This is a genomic window from Mesorhizobium erdmanii, from assembly GCF_013170725.1.
GTDB lineage: Bacteria > Pseudomonadota > Alphaproteobacteria > Rhizobiales > Rhizobiaceae > Mesorhizobium > Mesorhizobium erdmanii.
Map to the genome: position 1 here is coordinate 600,722 of NZ_CP033361.1, position 13,010 is coordinate 613,731.

At 63.6% G+C, this 13,010-nt stretch carries 15 protein-coding genes and 1 tRNA gene; 10 read left to right on the plus strand and 6 right to left on the minus strand.

The window, feature by feature from the left end:
* Positions 1-83: 83 nt before the first annotated feature.
* Together EB233_RS02740 and EB233_RS02745 are read left to right on the plus strand one after the other, a co-directional pair.
* Positions 84-959, plus strand: a complete 876-nt coding sequence (locus EB233_RS02740) for a LysR family transcriptional regulator (RefSeq protein ID WP_064990178.1) — start codon at positions 84-86, stop codon at positions 957-959.
* Between the two features lie 361 nt (positions 960-1,320).
* On the plus strand, positions 1,321-2,508 hold the full coding sequence (locus EB233_RS02745) for a helix-turn-helix domain-containing protein (RefSeq protein WP_064990177.1): 1,188 nt from the start codon (positions 1,321-1,323) through the stop codon (positions 2,506-2,508).
* 37 nt (positions 2,509-2,545) lie between these two features.
* Here EB233_RS02745 and EB233_RS02750 read toward each other — a convergent pair.
* A tRNA-Arg gene (locus tag EB233_RS02750) sits at positions 2,546-2,622 on the minus strand.
* A 254-nt stretch (positions 2,623-2,876) separates the two neighbouring features.
* Between EB233_RS02750 and EB233_RS02755 the strand changes: the two genes are divergently transcribed.
* Positions 2,877-3,464, plus strand: a complete 588-nt coding sequence (locus tag EB233_RS02755) for an IMPACT family protein (protein WP_064990176.1) — start codon at positions 2,877-2,879, stop codon at positions 3,462-3,464.
* A 157-nt stretch (positions 3,465-3,621) separates the two neighbouring features.
* Here EB233_RS02755 and EB233_RS02760 read toward each other — a convergent pair whose 3' ends face one another.
* Positions 3,622-4,554 carry a DUF1003 domain-containing protein gene (locus EB233_RS02760; protein WP_064990175.1) on the minus strand — a complete coding sequence of 311 codons (933 nt, stop codon included), beginning with the start codon at positions 4,552-4,554 and terminating at the stop codon, positions 3,622-3,624.
* A gap of 343 nt (positions 4,555-4,897) precedes the next feature.
* On the minus strand, positions 4,898-5,734 hold the full coding sequence (locus EB233_RS02765; RefSeq protein ID WP_064990691.1) for a D-alanyl-D-alanine carboxypeptidase family protein: 837 nt from the start codon (positions 5,732-5,734) through the stop codon (positions 4,898-4,900).
* Positions 5,735-6,082: 348 nt separating this feature from the next.
* Between EB233_RS02765 and EB233_RS02770 the strand changes: the two genes are divergently transcribed.
* From EB233_RS02770 to EB233_RS02780, 3 genes are all read left to right on the plus strand, one after another.
* Positions 6,083-7,183, plus strand: coding sequence for a hypothetical protein (locus EB233_RS02770; RefSeq protein ID WP_064990174.1), 1,101 nt, complete (start codon positions 6,083-6,085; stop codon positions 7,181-7,183).
* 108 nt (positions 7,184-7,291) lie between these two features.
* A complete protein-coding gene (locus tag EB233_RS02775; RefSeq protein WP_064990173.1) occupies positions 7,292-7,903 on the plus strand; it encodes a nucleoside triphosphate hydrolase in 612 nt (203 codons plus the stop codon).
* A 94-nt stretch (positions 7,904-7,997) separates the two neighbouring features.
* Positions 7,998-8,306, plus strand: coding sequence for a hypothetical protein (locus EB233_RS02780; RefSeq protein WP_064990172.1), 309 nt, complete (start codon positions 7,998-8,000; stop codon positions 8,304-8,306).
* A gap of 62 nt (positions 8,307-8,368) precedes the next feature.
* Here the strand turns inward: EB233_RS02780 and EB233_RS02785 are convergent, their stop codons facing one another.
* The 3 genes from EB233_RS02785 to EB233_RS02795 form a co-directional block, all read right to left on the minus strand.
* On the minus strand, positions 8,369-9,073 hold the full coding sequence (locus tag EB233_RS02785; RefSeq protein WP_064990171.1) for a glutathione S-transferase family protein: 705 nt from the start codon (positions 9,071-9,073) through the stop codon (positions 8,369-8,371).
* A 225-nt stretch (positions 9,074-9,298) separates the two neighbouring features.
* Positions 9,299-10,507 (minus strand): beta-ketoacyl-[acyl-carrier-protein] synthase family protein, encoded by a 1,209-nt coding sequence (locus EB233_RS02790; RefSeq protein ID WP_064990170.1) that lies wholly within the window; start codon positions 10,505-10,507, stop codon positions 9,299-9,301.
* Positions 10,508-10,511: 4 nt separating this feature from the next.
* On the minus strand, positions 10,512-10,766 hold the full coding sequence (locus EB233_RS02795) for an acyl carrier protein (protein ID WP_064990169.1): 255 nt from the start codon (positions 10,764-10,766) through the stop codon (positions 10,512-10,514).
* Positions 10,767-10,967: 201 nt separating this feature from the next.
* On the opposite strand from EB233_RS02795, the gene EB233_RS02800 reads away from it, so the two are divergent.
* From EB233_RS02800 to EB233_RS02815, 4 genes are read left to right on the plus strand one after another with little or no spacing between them, the layout of a single operon-like run.
* Complete coding sequence (locus EB233_RS02800) at positions 10,968-11,810, plus strand: urease accessory protein UreD (protein WP_064990168.1); 843 nt, start codon at positions 10,968-10,970, stop codon at positions 11,808-11,810.
* Between the two features lie 13 nt (positions 11,811-11,823).
* Entirely contained in the window at positions 11,824-12,126 is a 303-nt protein-coding gene (locus tag EB233_RS02805; RefSeq protein WP_023693076.1) for an urease subunit gamma, read from the plus strand.
* Positions 12,127-12,136: 10 nt separating this feature from the next.
* Positions 12,137-12,391 (plus strand): DUF1272 domain-containing protein, encoded by a 255-nt coding sequence (locus EB233_RS02810; protein ID WP_064990167.1) that lies wholly within the window; start codon positions 12,137-12,139, stop codon positions 12,389-12,391.
* A gap of 31 nt (positions 12,392-12,422) precedes the next feature.
* A complete protein-coding gene (locus EB233_RS02815; RefSeq protein WP_064990166.1) occupies positions 12,423-13,010 on the plus strand; it encodes a HupE/UreJ family protein in 588 nt (195 codons plus the stop codon).

Consider the following 13,010-nt stretch of genomic DNA (forward strand, 5'->3'; position numbering starts at 1 on the left):
CGGTGGAGAGTGTTATGACCATTCCACGATGCTTGCGGCAGGCAGCTTGAGGCGATAGTGCTTATTCCCAAGGAGAATGAGCAATGGACAGATTGCAGGCGATGGCTGCCTTCGTGCGCGTGGTTGAGACCGGCTCCTTCTCCCAGGCGGCCCGGCAGATCGGGGTCGGCCAGCCCGCCATATCGAAAACGATCGCGCAATTGGAAGACCGGCTACAGGTCCGGTTGCTCATTCGATCGACCCATGGGCTGTCGCCGACCGACGCCGGGGCGCGCTTTTACGAACGCGCCAAGACCGCCATCCATGAAGCGGATGAGGCCGAACTGGAAGCGAAGGGGGCCGGCGCCGGGCTTTCCGGTCGACTTCGCATTTGTGCTGCCACGACCTTCGCGAGACTCATGGTTATTCCGCGTCTACCGGAGTTCATGGCAAAACATCCCGATCTGGACGTGGACGTCATTCTCGACGACCGGGTGATCGATCTCGTATCCGAAGGCATAGACATCGCGTTACGCATGGGGGATCTCGCCGACTCTTCGGCCGTCGCCCGCCGTCTTGCCACCGGTCGGCGGTCGGTGGTTGCAACATCTGCCTATCTTGCAGCGCACGGCAGGCCGCGGGTGCCCGCGGATATCTCCGCGCATCGGGCGGTGGTCTATACCCAGCTTGGCAGAAGCTGGACCTTCCGCAAGGATGGAACCGAGGCGTCTGTCGCGGTCTCCGGCCGGGTTCAGTTCACCGCCGCCGAAGGTATTCGTGCGGCGGTCAAGGCTGACATGGGGCTGGCCGTCACCTCAGACTGGATGTTCTGGCCGGAATTGCAAAGCGGCGATGTCACGCGCGTGCTTGAAGACTGGGAGCTTCCGAAGATCGACCTCTGGGCGGTCTTTCCAACGGGACGGCTTGCAAGCGCCAAGGCGCGGGTGTTCGCGGAATTTGTGGAGCAGGTTGTCGGGTAAGGTCAATCTTCCGTTGGAAGGAATAGCCCGCGGAGACATGGTATTGGCCGAGCCGGGGATGCACATGAGGCTCGTATTACGGCTGCAGCTTGGGCGTGTAGATGCGATCCAGAAGCCGTTACGCGACTTCGGTGCAGGAAAATAGACATATCAAACTTTGGCGATGAGAACTTTTTTTGGCGCCGGATGCCGTCGTTTCTACGCTTTTACGCATACAGCCCATCCTCTATTCAGACTGTCAGTGCGCGTTCGGCGGCCATTAGGTACCACAGAGGGCTATCGGCTGCCCTTCCCGAGAGATGGGTGACAGTTCATTGCGGATAGATGGGTTACACTTTCGGCCCTTTGCAAGGAGAGCAAGGTGCCTTGGAAGGAGTGTAACGTCATGGAAGAGCGGCTGAAGTTCATCGCCCGGCTGCTGGACGGCGAGAAGATGGCCGTACTTTGCCGTGAGTTCGATATCTCGCGCAAGACCGGTTACAGGATTCTCACGCGCTACAACGACAGCGGCCTGGAAGGGCTGACGGATCGATCGCGCCGGCCCTACCGCCACGCCAATCAGCTTCCGTTTCAAATCGAGAAGCTGATTGTGCGCCTCAAGCAAGACAAGCCGACTTGGGGTGCGCCGAAGATACGCGAGCGGTTGGCCCGACTGTATCGGGACGTGCACCGGCCTGCGATCTCGACGGTGCATGCGGTTCTCGACCGGCACGGCATGGTCGAGCACCGCAAGCGACGGCGCAACAGGGCGACGGGGACACCGCTTTCAAACGGGTATCGCCCCAACGATCTTTGGTGTGCCGACTACAAGGGCGAGTTCATGCTCGCCGATCGGCGCTATTGCTATCCGCTGACGATCACCGACTTCGCCAGCCGTTATCTCATCGCCTGCGAGGCGCTGTCGACCACCAAGGGAGCCTATGCCTTCACGGTGTTCGAAAGCGTTTTCAAGGAGTTCGGCCTGCCCGGCGCGATCAGGACCGACAATGGCGTTCCCTTCGCCAGCCCCAATGCGCTGTTCAACCTCAGCAAGCTGTCGGTCTGGTGGCTGCGCCTGGGCATCGACATCGAGCGCATCAAGCCGGGCTGCCCGCAGCAGAACGGCCGCCATGAGCGTATGCACCTCACCCTGAAGAAGGAAACCACCAAGCCGGCCGGCGCCAATTTCCTTCAACAGCAGGCCAGGTTCGACAACTTCATCGACGAGTTCAACTCGGAACGCCCGCACCAGGCGCTCGGCATGGATTGTCCAGCCGAGCGCTACCAACCTTCAACGCGTCCCTATGCCGGTCTGCCGGATCTCGCCTATCCGTTTCACGATAAGGCCGTCACCGTCACCACCTGCGGCCGCATCTGCTACAATCGCAAGAAGATCAACCTCAGCCTTGTCTTTGCCGGCCAGACCGTCGGCATCAAACAGGTCGAGGACCATATCTGGCTGACCAGCTTCATGGACTATGATTTGGGATATTTCGACGACGAGACATGCAGGCTCGAACCACTCCAAAACCCCTTCGGGCCAAAAGTGTTACCTATGTCTCCGGTATAAACCGTAACCCATGTGTCCGGAACGGACCGCCGGAATCTGGCGCACCCGACAGGATTCGAACCTGTGACCTCTGCCTTCGGAGGGCAGCGCTCTATCCAGCTGAGCTACGGGTGCTTCCCGGGAACCGGAAAACGAACCGGATGAACCGGCAGTCACGGCTTCTTAGCGGAAGCGGGCGTGGGCTTCAACGGCGAAATGGAGCAGCGGCGTTCTCCGACAGGAGCGGCCATGAATTCGCGCCCTGCCGGGTGCGTCACCTGCTGGATGGCATTTAGAGCTGCGCTGCCGGTGGACCTGCTGCTACCAACCGACCTCCTCTTGCGCTATCCCGCGGCCCGGCACCAGGCGTTGCAAACCAGAAGAGCGTCATGTTCAGCATCGAGCAGCCCGCAACATTCGGGCAGGAGATTAAGAAAAGCCGCTTCCTGGCGGCTGCTGGACCTGTTTCGACCGAGGAGGAAGCGAAGCAATTCATAGCCGCTCACTCGGTTGCCGACGCCAACCATAATTGCTGGGCATGGCGCATCGGCATGAATTACCGGTTCAACGATGATGGCGAACCGAGCGGGACGGCCGGGAAACCGATTCTCCAGGCGCTCGACGGTCAGATGCTTGACAACGTCGCGGTCGTGGTCACGCGCTGGTTCGGCGGCATCCTGCTCGGCAGCGGCGGGCTCATGCGCGCCTATGGCGGCACGGCATCCGCCTGTCTTCGAACGGCCGTCAGAATTCCGATCGTCACGACGGTCGAAGCGACCATTACGTGCGGGTTCTCCGATCTTGCCCTGGTCCAGGCGCGGCTGGCGGCATCTTCCGGGGTTCGCATCCTGCATGAGAATTTCATCGAGACCGGCGCGGAACTGACCGTTGCCCTCCCCGAGGCTGATGCGTCCTCGATCGCGCGGATGGTGATCGACCTCACCAGCGGCCGCACAACGGTCCTCTTGCCGGATTGACCGGCCCGTGAACCCGGGTGCCGCGAAGCGCGCGATGGGATCGACAGGCGAACCCGATCCTGCCGATCCGTGCGCTGCGCGATATGTCGTGCCTGCGGCCGACGGCAGCGCCGCCCCTTGTCCGCGCGGTCGCTGATGGACTGGGGACCTGCCGGGTCTACTGCCCCGCTTCGGCCTTGGCCGCCCTTCGCCTTCTCACCCCGTGCGCGGCGCGTTTGGCCTTCTTGGCGCCGGCCAGCTCGTTCATTGCGTCGAGCTGCATCTGCTGCATTTCGGCCAGCCGCGTCCATTGGCGCGAGATGAGGTAGTCGAGCTTTTCGTGCAGATGGCGCACCTCGAGCTCGGCTTTGAGGTTGACCCGGTATTCGTTGAAGGAGCGCAGCCGGTCTTTCACCTCCTGGCGCTTCTGGCTCATCATGATGACCGGTGCCTGGATGGCGGCGATGCAGGAGAGCAGCAGGTTCAAGAGGATGAAGGGATAGGGGTCGAAGGCGCCTCCGATGCCCTCGAACAAATTGATGCCGATCCACACCAGAAGCACGGTGGCAAACGAGATCAGAAACCACCAGCTGCCGCCGAAGGCAGCCATGTTGTCGGAGACGCGGTCGGGGAAGGTGCGGTGCTCCTCGAACTCCTCCTCCGAGTTTTCGGAGATCGTGTCCTGCTTGGCGATCGATTCGACCACCTGGCGGTCGAGCTCGGAGAATTCGCCGTGCTCCTGTTGCAGCAGCTCCTCCATGTAGCGCATGCGGTAGCGGCCGAGCTCCTCGCGGCTGACGCGGGCGCCCCTGGGCAGGTCCGGATGGTCGGAGCGGATGCGGTCGGCGAGGCTCGGGCGCAGCGTGTCGATGCGCACCAGGTCGCGCTTGTGGAATTTGCGGCCCGAGATCGCCGACGGCTTTTTCTTCGGCTTTATCCGCGACGCGCCGGGGGCCGATGGCTCGGAGTCCGGCACTTCGGGCGTGTCGAAATGTTCGTCCGAAACCTCGTGCGGATCCTCCGGCGTGGTCGGCGCCTCGAAATATTCGCCGCCGCTGTCGTTCTCATTGTCGGCCAGCTGCTGCTCGGATGCCTTGGGAACAGTGCTCATGATGCGGGCTCCTGCTGTCGCGGTGCGGGTTAGGATACGCCAAGGCGGCGGGGCAGTGCCACCATGGGTCTTCGCAGCCTATGCCACGCCTTCCGCACGATTGCGTGACAGTCGCGAAACAATAGCCGGCTGCGGGGTTTTTTGGTGGTTATTCTGAGGATTGGCGGAGGCCTCTGCTACTTCGTCATCCACGGGCGCAGCAGCCGCGCAGCGGCGTCGCGGAGACCCGAGGATCCATGCCGGGACGTTGACCCGGAGTGCAGCGGAGCAGAATTCTGGACCGTGGCGACAGCTTCGGAGTCCCGGCATGGATCCTATGGTGAGGGGGCGGCGCCCCCTGGCTCTACTGCTGCTCGGCGAACATCAGCCTGGTCTTGGTGGTATCCGTCGTCGGCGACAGGCTGCGCTGGATGAGCGCTTCGACGTGGTCGTTGCGCTGGCGGGCCGAGTCGGCGCCCATCACCACCACGATCAGCTGACGGCCATCGGCATTGTAGGAGGTTACGATGTTGAAGCCGGAGGCCCTGATGTAGCCGGTCTTGATGCCGTCGACGCCGCGCACGCGGCCGAGCATGTCGTTGTGGCCGCGCACCAGCTTGCCGCGAAACATGAAATCGCTTTCGGAGAAATAGTGGAAATGCTGCGGGAAGCGCTGGCGCAGCGCCATGCCGAGCACCGCCATGTCGCGCGCGGTCGTCATCTGGCTGTCGTCGGGCAGGCCCGACGCATTGCGGAAAGTGGTGCTGGTCATGCCGAGCGAACGCGCCTTGGCGGTCATCATGGCGGCGAACTGGTCTTCCGAGCCGCCGAGATATTCACCGACCGCCACCGCGACGTCGTTGGCGGATTTGACGACGATGGCGCGGATGGCGGAATCGACGTCGATCGACTCGCCACGGCGAAAGCGCATCTTGGTCGGCGGCTGCGAGGCGGCGTGGTCGGAGACCGGGATCCGCGTTTCCTTGCTGACGCGGCCGGACTCCATCGCCTCGAACAGCAGATAGAGCGTCATCATCTTGGTCAGCGACGCCGGATAGCGCTGCGCCGTCGAATTGACCTCGAACATCTGCTTGCCGGTTTTGACGTCAACGACGATCGCGGCATATTTCTGCGGCGGCGCCGGCACCGCAAGCACCTGGTCCGGCGGGGTCGTGGTCGAGCAGCCGGCGACCAGCAGCATCAGGCCGAGCGCTACGAAGAACCTCTGGATGAGCGGAAGGGAATTGGACAAGGGCAGGACTGTTCTGGCGATGTGTTGCTGAGATGCGGAGAAGCTAACGTAACGCGATTGATGCGTCCATTTGGTTAATGGCTGACAGCCCTGGCAATGTCGAGGCCTTGGGTTCCTCGCCCCGCGAAACAGCGTGAAATCGATGCCGGTGCAGGTCACCTACACTGACGGAACCGAATTGCCGGTGAGGGAATACAAGCGGCAGTAGCTGGCACTGATGCAAAATGCCGGTCGCCGCGCTTGCGTATTAGCAACGCAGGGGGCTTTGCTTTTGCGGATAGAATCAACAGGTGCGCAATGACCATCAGCACGATCAAGGCCAAGGGCATTTCGGTTTCACTCGATCTCACCGTCGGCCACATCGCCGACATGGTGGTCGAGCACGGCGGACGCCGGCTGAAGCCGTTGCACCGTGCGCCCTGGGTTGACACCGGCGAGGCACTGCCGAAGGACCTGCCGCAAGGCACCGTCCGGCTGTCCGGCGATTTCCTCTGCGCGCCATTTTCGCGCAGCGATGTCGAGGAGGCGCCGCTGCATGGCTGGCCGGCCAACAGCGCCTGGGATGTCACCGAGAGCGGCGCGACGGAGGATGGCTGGCGCGCGGTCTTCCGGCTGCGGCACAAGGTCATGGGCGCCAGCATCGACAAGATCTTCACGCTGCGACACGATCATCCTTTCCTCTACCAGGAACATGTGTTTTCCGGCGGATCCGGCGCGATTTCCGTCGCCCATCACCCGATGACGGTGATGGCGAGCGGCGGCAGGCTGGCCTTTTCGCGCAAACGCTTTGCCGCGACGCCTTCCGACCCGCTGGAACCGGACCCGGCGCGTGGCCGCTTCCTGCTGGCCTATCCGGCGCGCGCGGTGGACCTGAGCCATTTTCCCGCTGCGGGTGGCGGCACGCTCGACCTGACGGAATACCGCATGGACGACCGGCGCGAGGATTTTGTCACCCTTGTCGAGGCCGATCATGGCGGGCCGGGTTGGACGGCGCTGGCGCGCCAGGCCGAGGAGGACCTGGTGCTGGTGCTGAAGAACCCCACCGAACTGCCCGTCACCATGCTTTGGCTCAGCAATGGCGGGCGCGACTATGCGCCGTGGAGCGGCCGTCATCTGGGGGTGCTTGGCATCGAGGACGGCCGCGCCGCGGTCGGCCATGCCGCCTCGATCGGCGACAACTGGCTGAAGCGCGAGGGCGTGGCGACCGCCTTTGCGCTTGGCGAAGGCCGCAGCATCTCGTTCCGCCACGTCATCGGCGCCCTGCCTCAGTCTGGCGGTCAACCGCCGCAAGACATCACCGCGGCCGACGGCCGGATGCGGCTCGCTGCCGGCGGCTCCACCAGGGAAGTGCCGTTCGACAGCGCTTTCCTGCGCATTGGCCGGCCTGTTGCCGGCTGATTCGCGCCGGCTGAGGGGGATTGCGTGCGGGGGATTTGAAATTTCCACCGACTGCCGCCAAGATGCGGCCGGCATATCGTGCCTATCATCAGGGCAAATGAGGCTCCAATGTCCGAGATCGCCCACCTCGCCGCCACCATCTTCAAGCGCGCCGGCAAGGCAAAGCGCTTCATCGTCGCCATTGCCGGACCGCCAGGGGCGGGAAAATCGACGCTGTCGGCCGGCCTGCACGGCCTTTTGCCGGAAGGAGCGGTCGAAGTCGTGCCGATGGACGGCTTCCATTACGACGACATCGTGCTCAACGCGCGTGGCCTGCGCGCGCGAAAGGGCGCGCCGGAGACCTTCGACTTCGCCGGCTTCGAAACCCTGCTGAAGCGCATCCGGGCCGGCGAACCCGATATCGCGATCCCCGTCTTCGACCGCGACATGGAACTGTCGCGTGCCGCCGCGGCGATCGTCGGCACCGAGACCAAGTTCATCCTGGTCGAAGGCAATTACCTTCTGCTCGACGAGGAGCCGTGGTCACGGCTGGCGCCGCTGTTCGACTTCTCGATTTTCGTCGAAGTCCCGCGCAACGAACTCGAGCGCCGCCTGATGGAGCGCTGGCACGGCCATGGACGTTCGGATGAGGATGCGCGCGCCTGGATCGCCTCCAATGACATGCCCAACATCGAGCGCGTGCTGGCCCGGCGAAGGGCGGCCGACCTGGTCATTGGTTAACACGTTCAATTTTCGGTATTTTTCAACGGGAACCTTAAGGGTTTCGCGCCGTTATGCCCGACAACCCGTTTGTCCGGCGTAAGGGATTTTTCCGATGGCAACCAAGGCAAAAAAACCTGCAAAGACGAGGCCTGCCAAGGCAACTCAGGCAAAGGCCGGCGCTGGCCCTGCGATTGCCGAACGCTCGAAAGACGCCAAGGGCGCTTTCGGCAAGGCCGCCCCCAGGAAGGTCGTCCCGGCGGCGAAGACCGCCAGCCCGCGCAAACCGGCGCCGAACAAGCCTGGCACCGTCCGCACCGTGGCTGGCATAGCGGCCGGCGCGGTGGTCGCCACCGCGCGCGGCGCGGCCTCTTTGGCCGCCTCCGTGATCGGCAAGGGTGGGTCGAAAGCCAAGGCGGAGTAACACGACTTTATCGTCCACCGGGCCAAATCCACCCGATCAAGACAATCGCCCTATAGGTGGTTTCAGCTTTTTGCTGGAATGGTCAGGCCCTTCTGGACAGCCGGCCGGGCCAGGCCGCGCTCCAGCCATGCCGCCACATTCGCGAAATCGTCGAAGCCGACGAGCTCGCGCGCTTCGTAAAAGCCGATCAGGTTACGCACCCAGCCGAGCAGCGAGATGTCGGCGATGGTGTAGTCGTTGCCCATGACCCATTTGCGGCCCTTCAGCCTGCCGTCGAGCACGCCGATCAGCCGCCGCGATTCGTCGCGGTAGCGCTCCAACGGGCGCTTGTCGGCGATCTCGCGGCCGGCGAATTTGTGGAAGAAGCCGACCTGGCCGAACATCGGCCCGACCGAAGCCATCTGAAAGAAGACCCATTGGATCGTCTCGTAGCGCCGCGCCGCGTCCGCCGGCAAGAGCAGGCCGGTCTTTTCGGCGAGATACAGAAGGATGGCACCGGATTCGAACAAGCCGATCGGCTTGTCATCCGGGCCGTTGGGATCGATGATCGCCGGGATCTTGCCGTTGGGATTGAGCGACAGGAATTCCGGTGTCCAGCTTTCGTTCTTGCTGATGTTGATCAGATGCGGCTCATAGGGCAGGCCGATCTCTTCCAGTGCGATCGATATTTTCACGCCGTTCGGGGTCGTTGCCGAATAGAGCTGGATCTGGTCCGGGCGCTTGGCCGGCCAACGGGTTGTGATCGGAAAGGCGGACAGGTCGGCCATCGAAAACTCCTGAGCGGGGATTTGCACCAAGGGTGCACGGTGTTGGCGGGTGGCCAAGGAATTAGGCGCATGGCCAGGCAGGATCAATATGGGGGCGACAGTTTCGCCATGCATGGGCAGTCAACCGAATCGAACACGGCGGATCGTCAAGCGCACTCGGGATCGCCCGGCCGGTAGTGGCCGCCGGGGCGGTAGTAACCGCCGGGGCGGTAGTAACCGCCGGGATTAGATGGCCTTGAATGCCAGCACGGCGTTGGTGCCGCCGAAAGCAAAACCGTTGCTGATCGCAACGCGCACCTTGCGCTCGCGCGCGACGTTGGGCGTCACGTCGAGATCGCAATCGGGATCAGGCTCGTTGTAGTTCGCCGTCGGCGGCACGACGCCTTCGCGGATCGCCATGACACAGGCGATCATCTCCAGTCCGCCCGACGCACCGAGGCAATGGGCATGCATCGACTTGGTCGAGGAGATCGACAGCGCGCGCGCGTGCTCGCCGAAGACGTGTTTGATCGCGGTGGTTTCGATCTGGTCGTTGGCCTTGGTGCCGGTGCCGTGCGCGTTGAGATAGTCGATGTCCTCGGGATTGAGCCCGGCATCGGCGAGGCAGAAGCGCATAGCGGCTTCCGGCCCCTCCACGGTCGGGGCGACGATGTCGGAGGCATCGGCGGAAAGGCCGGCGCCGGCGACTTCGGCGAGGATGGTGGCACCACGCGCCATGGCGTGATCGTAGCTTTCCAGAACCGCCATGCCGGCGCCTTCACCGAGCACCAGGCCCTGGCGGTCGGCCGAGAACGGCCGGCAGGTGTCGGGTGACAGCACGCGCAATGCCTCCCAGCCCTTCAGCACGCCCCAGACCAGCGGCGCATCGGTGCCGCCGGCCACCATGACGTCGGCGCGGCCAAGCCTGATCTGGTCGACCGCCGAGGCGATGGCGTGGTTGGACGACGAGCAGGCCGAAGTGACACCGAACACCGGCCCACGCAGGCCAAGATGCATGCTGACCTGGCCGGAGGCGGCGCCAGGCATGACCCTGGGCACGGTGAAGATGCCGGCGCGATTCTTGCCTTCGAGCAAGATGGCCCGGTAATTTTCCTCGATCGTCTCGAAGCCGCAGACGCCGACGCCGACGATGGTGCCCATGCGATAGGTGTTGTCGGCATGCGCGGCCAATCCGGACTGCTGCATGGCTTCGCGCGCGGCGATCACCGCCAGCAGGCTGAAGCGGTCCATCGACACCAGCTGCTTGCGCTCGATGCCATGGTCGGGCAGCGCCTTGATCTCGCAGCCTATCTTGACCTTCAGGTCGTGGAGGGAATGATTTTCGATTGGACCTATCGCCGAGCGGCCGGCACGCATCTCGTTCCAGATCGCGGGAGCGTTGGTGCCAAGGCCGCATATCCCGCCAAGGCCGGTGATGACGACGCGTTTCAGCATTCGATCAGGCTTTTTTCGCGATCAACGCGCGAACGGCCTCAACCATGTCGCCGACATTCTTCAGATTGCTCCAGGCATCGACCGTGTTCATCTCAATCTCGATGCCATATTGCTCCTCCAGGTCGAAGATGATCTCCGTCAGCTCCAGGGAATGGATGCCAAGCGACGTCAATTCGGTGCTGGTGGTGATCTCCTCGCCGCCCGGCTCGGCATGGGGCTTGATCTTTTCGATGATATCCGTTGCCAGTTGGTCAGCCATTCGGTCTCTTCCCCACATTGTCGTTTCTCGACGCCAACTGAACAGCGCCTTCTTGTCCTCGGTATCAGGCCGCGATCGTCCGCTTCTACCCCGCCAAGCATCGCCTGACCGTACCAAGGTGGCTCCCTCTATAGAAACGGAAACGCCATCAAGCAACAAGCTATATATCGACAAAACCGCCGCAGTGCTTAACCTGACGGCGTGGATACGATCGAATATACCAAGTTTACGCCCCCTTTGGCCCAGCGCGCCGCGGGCCTGGCACAGTTGGGCTGCGCCAGCGCCGACGGCCGCACGCGGCTGCGGCGCCTCTATCAGGACGGCTCCGCCAAGATAAGGCTGCCGGCCGTTTCGGCCGATCCGCTGGAGGCGGTGCTGATCAACACCGCCGGCGGGCTGACCGGCGGTGACCGCATCGGCTGGGATATAGATGTCGGTGCCAATGCCTCGGCGTCGATAACGACCCAGGCCTGCGAGAAGGTCTATCGCGCCGCATCCGACCATGCCCAGGTGCAGGTCAGGCTGACTGTCGGTGAAAACGGCCGAGTCGCCTGGCTGCCGCAGGAAACCATCGTCTTCGACCGTGCGGCCTTTGCCCGCAAATTGGATGTCGAGCTTGCCGCGGGGGCCGAGGCGCTGGTGCTGGAGGCGACCGTCTTCGGCCGCCTGGCCATGGGTGAGTGCGCCGCGCAGGGCAATTTTAGCGACCGCTGGCGTGTCCGCCAGGATGGCTATCTCATTCATGCCGAGGATTTCCGCATCGGACCTGATATCGCTGCTTCGCTCGCCCGTCCGGCGGCCGCCGGCGGTGCGATCGCGGTGGCGACGCTGCTGCTGGTGTCGCCGCGGGCCGAGGCCTTTCTCGACCCGGTCCGAGACATCGTCGGCGACCAGGGTGGCGCAAGCGTCTGGAGCGTCAAGGCATCTGGCAAGCTTCTTGCGAGGCTTTACGCCGAGGACGGCTACCAACTGCGCCAGCGGCTGGTTCCGCTTGTTGGATTGCTCAACGGACGGGCGGGGTTGCCCAAATTATGGTCACTGTGATTCGGGAAACCGCATGAACCTGACGCCAAGGGAAAAAGACAAGCTGCTGATCGCCATGGCGGCGATCGTGGCGCGCAAGCGGCTGGAGCGCGGCGTCAAGCTCAACCACCCGGAAGCGATCGCGCTGATCACCGACTTCGTCGTCGAGGGTGCCCGCGATGGGCGTCCGGTCGCCGAACTGATGGAGGCCGGCGCCCATGTCGTCACCCGCGCGCAGGTGATGGAAGGCATCGCCGAGATGATCCATGACGTGCAAGTGGAGGCGACCTTCCCCGACGGCACCAAGCTGGTGACCGTGCACGAACCGATCAGGTGAGGAGACCCGGATGCTCGAACTGCGCCCAAACTGCGAGTGCTGCGACAAGGACCTGCCGCCGGACGCGGCGGATGCATTGATCTGCACCTTCGAATGCACCTTCTGCGCCGATTGCGTGGAAGGCGTGCTCGGCGGCATCTGCCCCAATTGCGGCGGCAACTTTTCGGCCCGACCGATCCGTCCCGCCGCGATGCTGAAGAAATACCCCGCCTCGACCAAGCGCATCCTCAAGGCCGAGGGCTGCGGTCCTCGCAAGGCCGCGTGACCACCCGATACAGTAAACGAAAGGCAATGAAATGATCCCCGCCAAACGCCTGTGCCTCTCGGCGATCCTGTTTCTGGCCGCAGCCATGCCGGCCTATGCCCATGTCGGCATCGGCACGACCTCGTCCTTCACCGCCGGCTTCATGCATCCTTTGTGCGGCCTCGATCATATGACCGTGATGATCGCCGTCGGCCTATGGGCGGCGCTCAAGGGCGGCAAGGCGATCTGGGCGTGGCCGGCGGCCTTTGTCGGCGTCATGCTCGCCGGAGCGGGCCTTGGCATGGCGCATGTGCCGGTGCCCTTCGTCGAGCCTGGCATACTGGCCTCCGTCGTGGCGCTTGGCCTGCTGGTGGCGCTGGCGGTCGATCTGCCGGTCGCGGCCGGCGTCGCCATCATCGGCCTGTTCGCGCTGTTCCACGGCCACGCTCATGGCACCGAAGTGCCGGAAAATGCCGGCGGCCTCGAGTACATGGCCGGCTTTGCCGCCGCCACCGTGCTGCTTCATGCAACCGGCATCGCCGCCGGCTTGAGCCTTGGCATGAGGTTCCGTGGTTCGGCCCGCGTCGCGGGCGCGGCCTGCGCGGCCATCGGCGTCGGCCTCGCTTTCGGCGTTGTGTGA

Excerpts from the sequence above, each read along its gene's own strand:
- EB233_RS02795 (WP_064990169.1), bottom strand. The coding sequence starts at position 10,766 with ATGGCTGACCAACTGGCAACGGATATCATCGAAAAGATCAAGCCCCAT.
- EB233_RS02775 (WP_064990173.1), top strand. The coding sequence starts at position 7,292 with ATGTCCGAGATCGCCCACCTCGCCGCCACCATCTTCAAGCGCGCCGGC.
- EB233_RS02755 (WP_064990176.1), top strand. The coding sequence starts at position 2,877 with ATGTTCAGCATCGAGCAGCCCGCAACATTCGGGCAGGAGATTAAGAAA.
- EB233_RS02765 (WP_064990691.1), bottom strand. The coding sequence starts at position 5,734 with ATGCTGCTGGTCGCCGGCTGCTCGACCACGACCCCGCCGGACCAGGTG.
- EB233_RS02810 (WP_064990167.1), top strand. The coding sequence starts at position 12,137 with ATGCTCGAACTGCGCCCAAACTGCGAGTGCTGCGACAAGGACCTGCCG.
- EB233_RS02805 (WP_023693076.1), top strand. The coding sequence starts at position 11,824 with ATGAACCTGACGCCAAGGGAAAAAGACAAGCTGCTGATCGCCATGGCG.
- EB233_RS02780 (WP_064990172.1), top strand. The coding sequence starts at position 7,998 with ATGGCAACCAAGGCAAAAAAACCTGCAAAGACGAGGCCTGCCAAGGCA.
- EB233_RS02770 (WP_064990174.1), top strand. The coding sequence starts at position 6,083 with ATGACCATCAGCACGATCAAGGCCAAGGGCATTTCGGTTTCACTCGAT.
- EB233_RS02790 (WP_064990170.1), bottom strand. The coding sequence starts at position 10,507 with ATGCTGAAACGCGTCGTCATCACCGGCCTTGGCGGGATATGCGGCCTT.
- EB233_RS02815 (WP_064990166.1), top strand. The coding sequence starts at position 12,423 with ATGATCCCCGCCAAACGCCTGTGCCTCTCGGCGATCCTGTTTCTGGCC.
- EB233_RS02785 (WP_064990171.1), bottom strand. The coding sequence starts at position 9,073 with ATGGCCGACCTGTCCGCCTTTCCGATCACAACCCGTTGGCCGGCCAAG.
- EB233_RS02760 (WP_064990175.1), bottom strand. The coding sequence starts at position 4,554 with ATGAGCACTGTTCCCAAGGCATCCGAGCAGCAGCTGGCCGACAATGAG.
- EB233_RS02740 (WP_064990178.1), top strand. The coding sequence starts at position 84 with ATGGACAGATTGCAGGCGATGGCTGCCTTCGTGCGCGTGGTTGAGACC.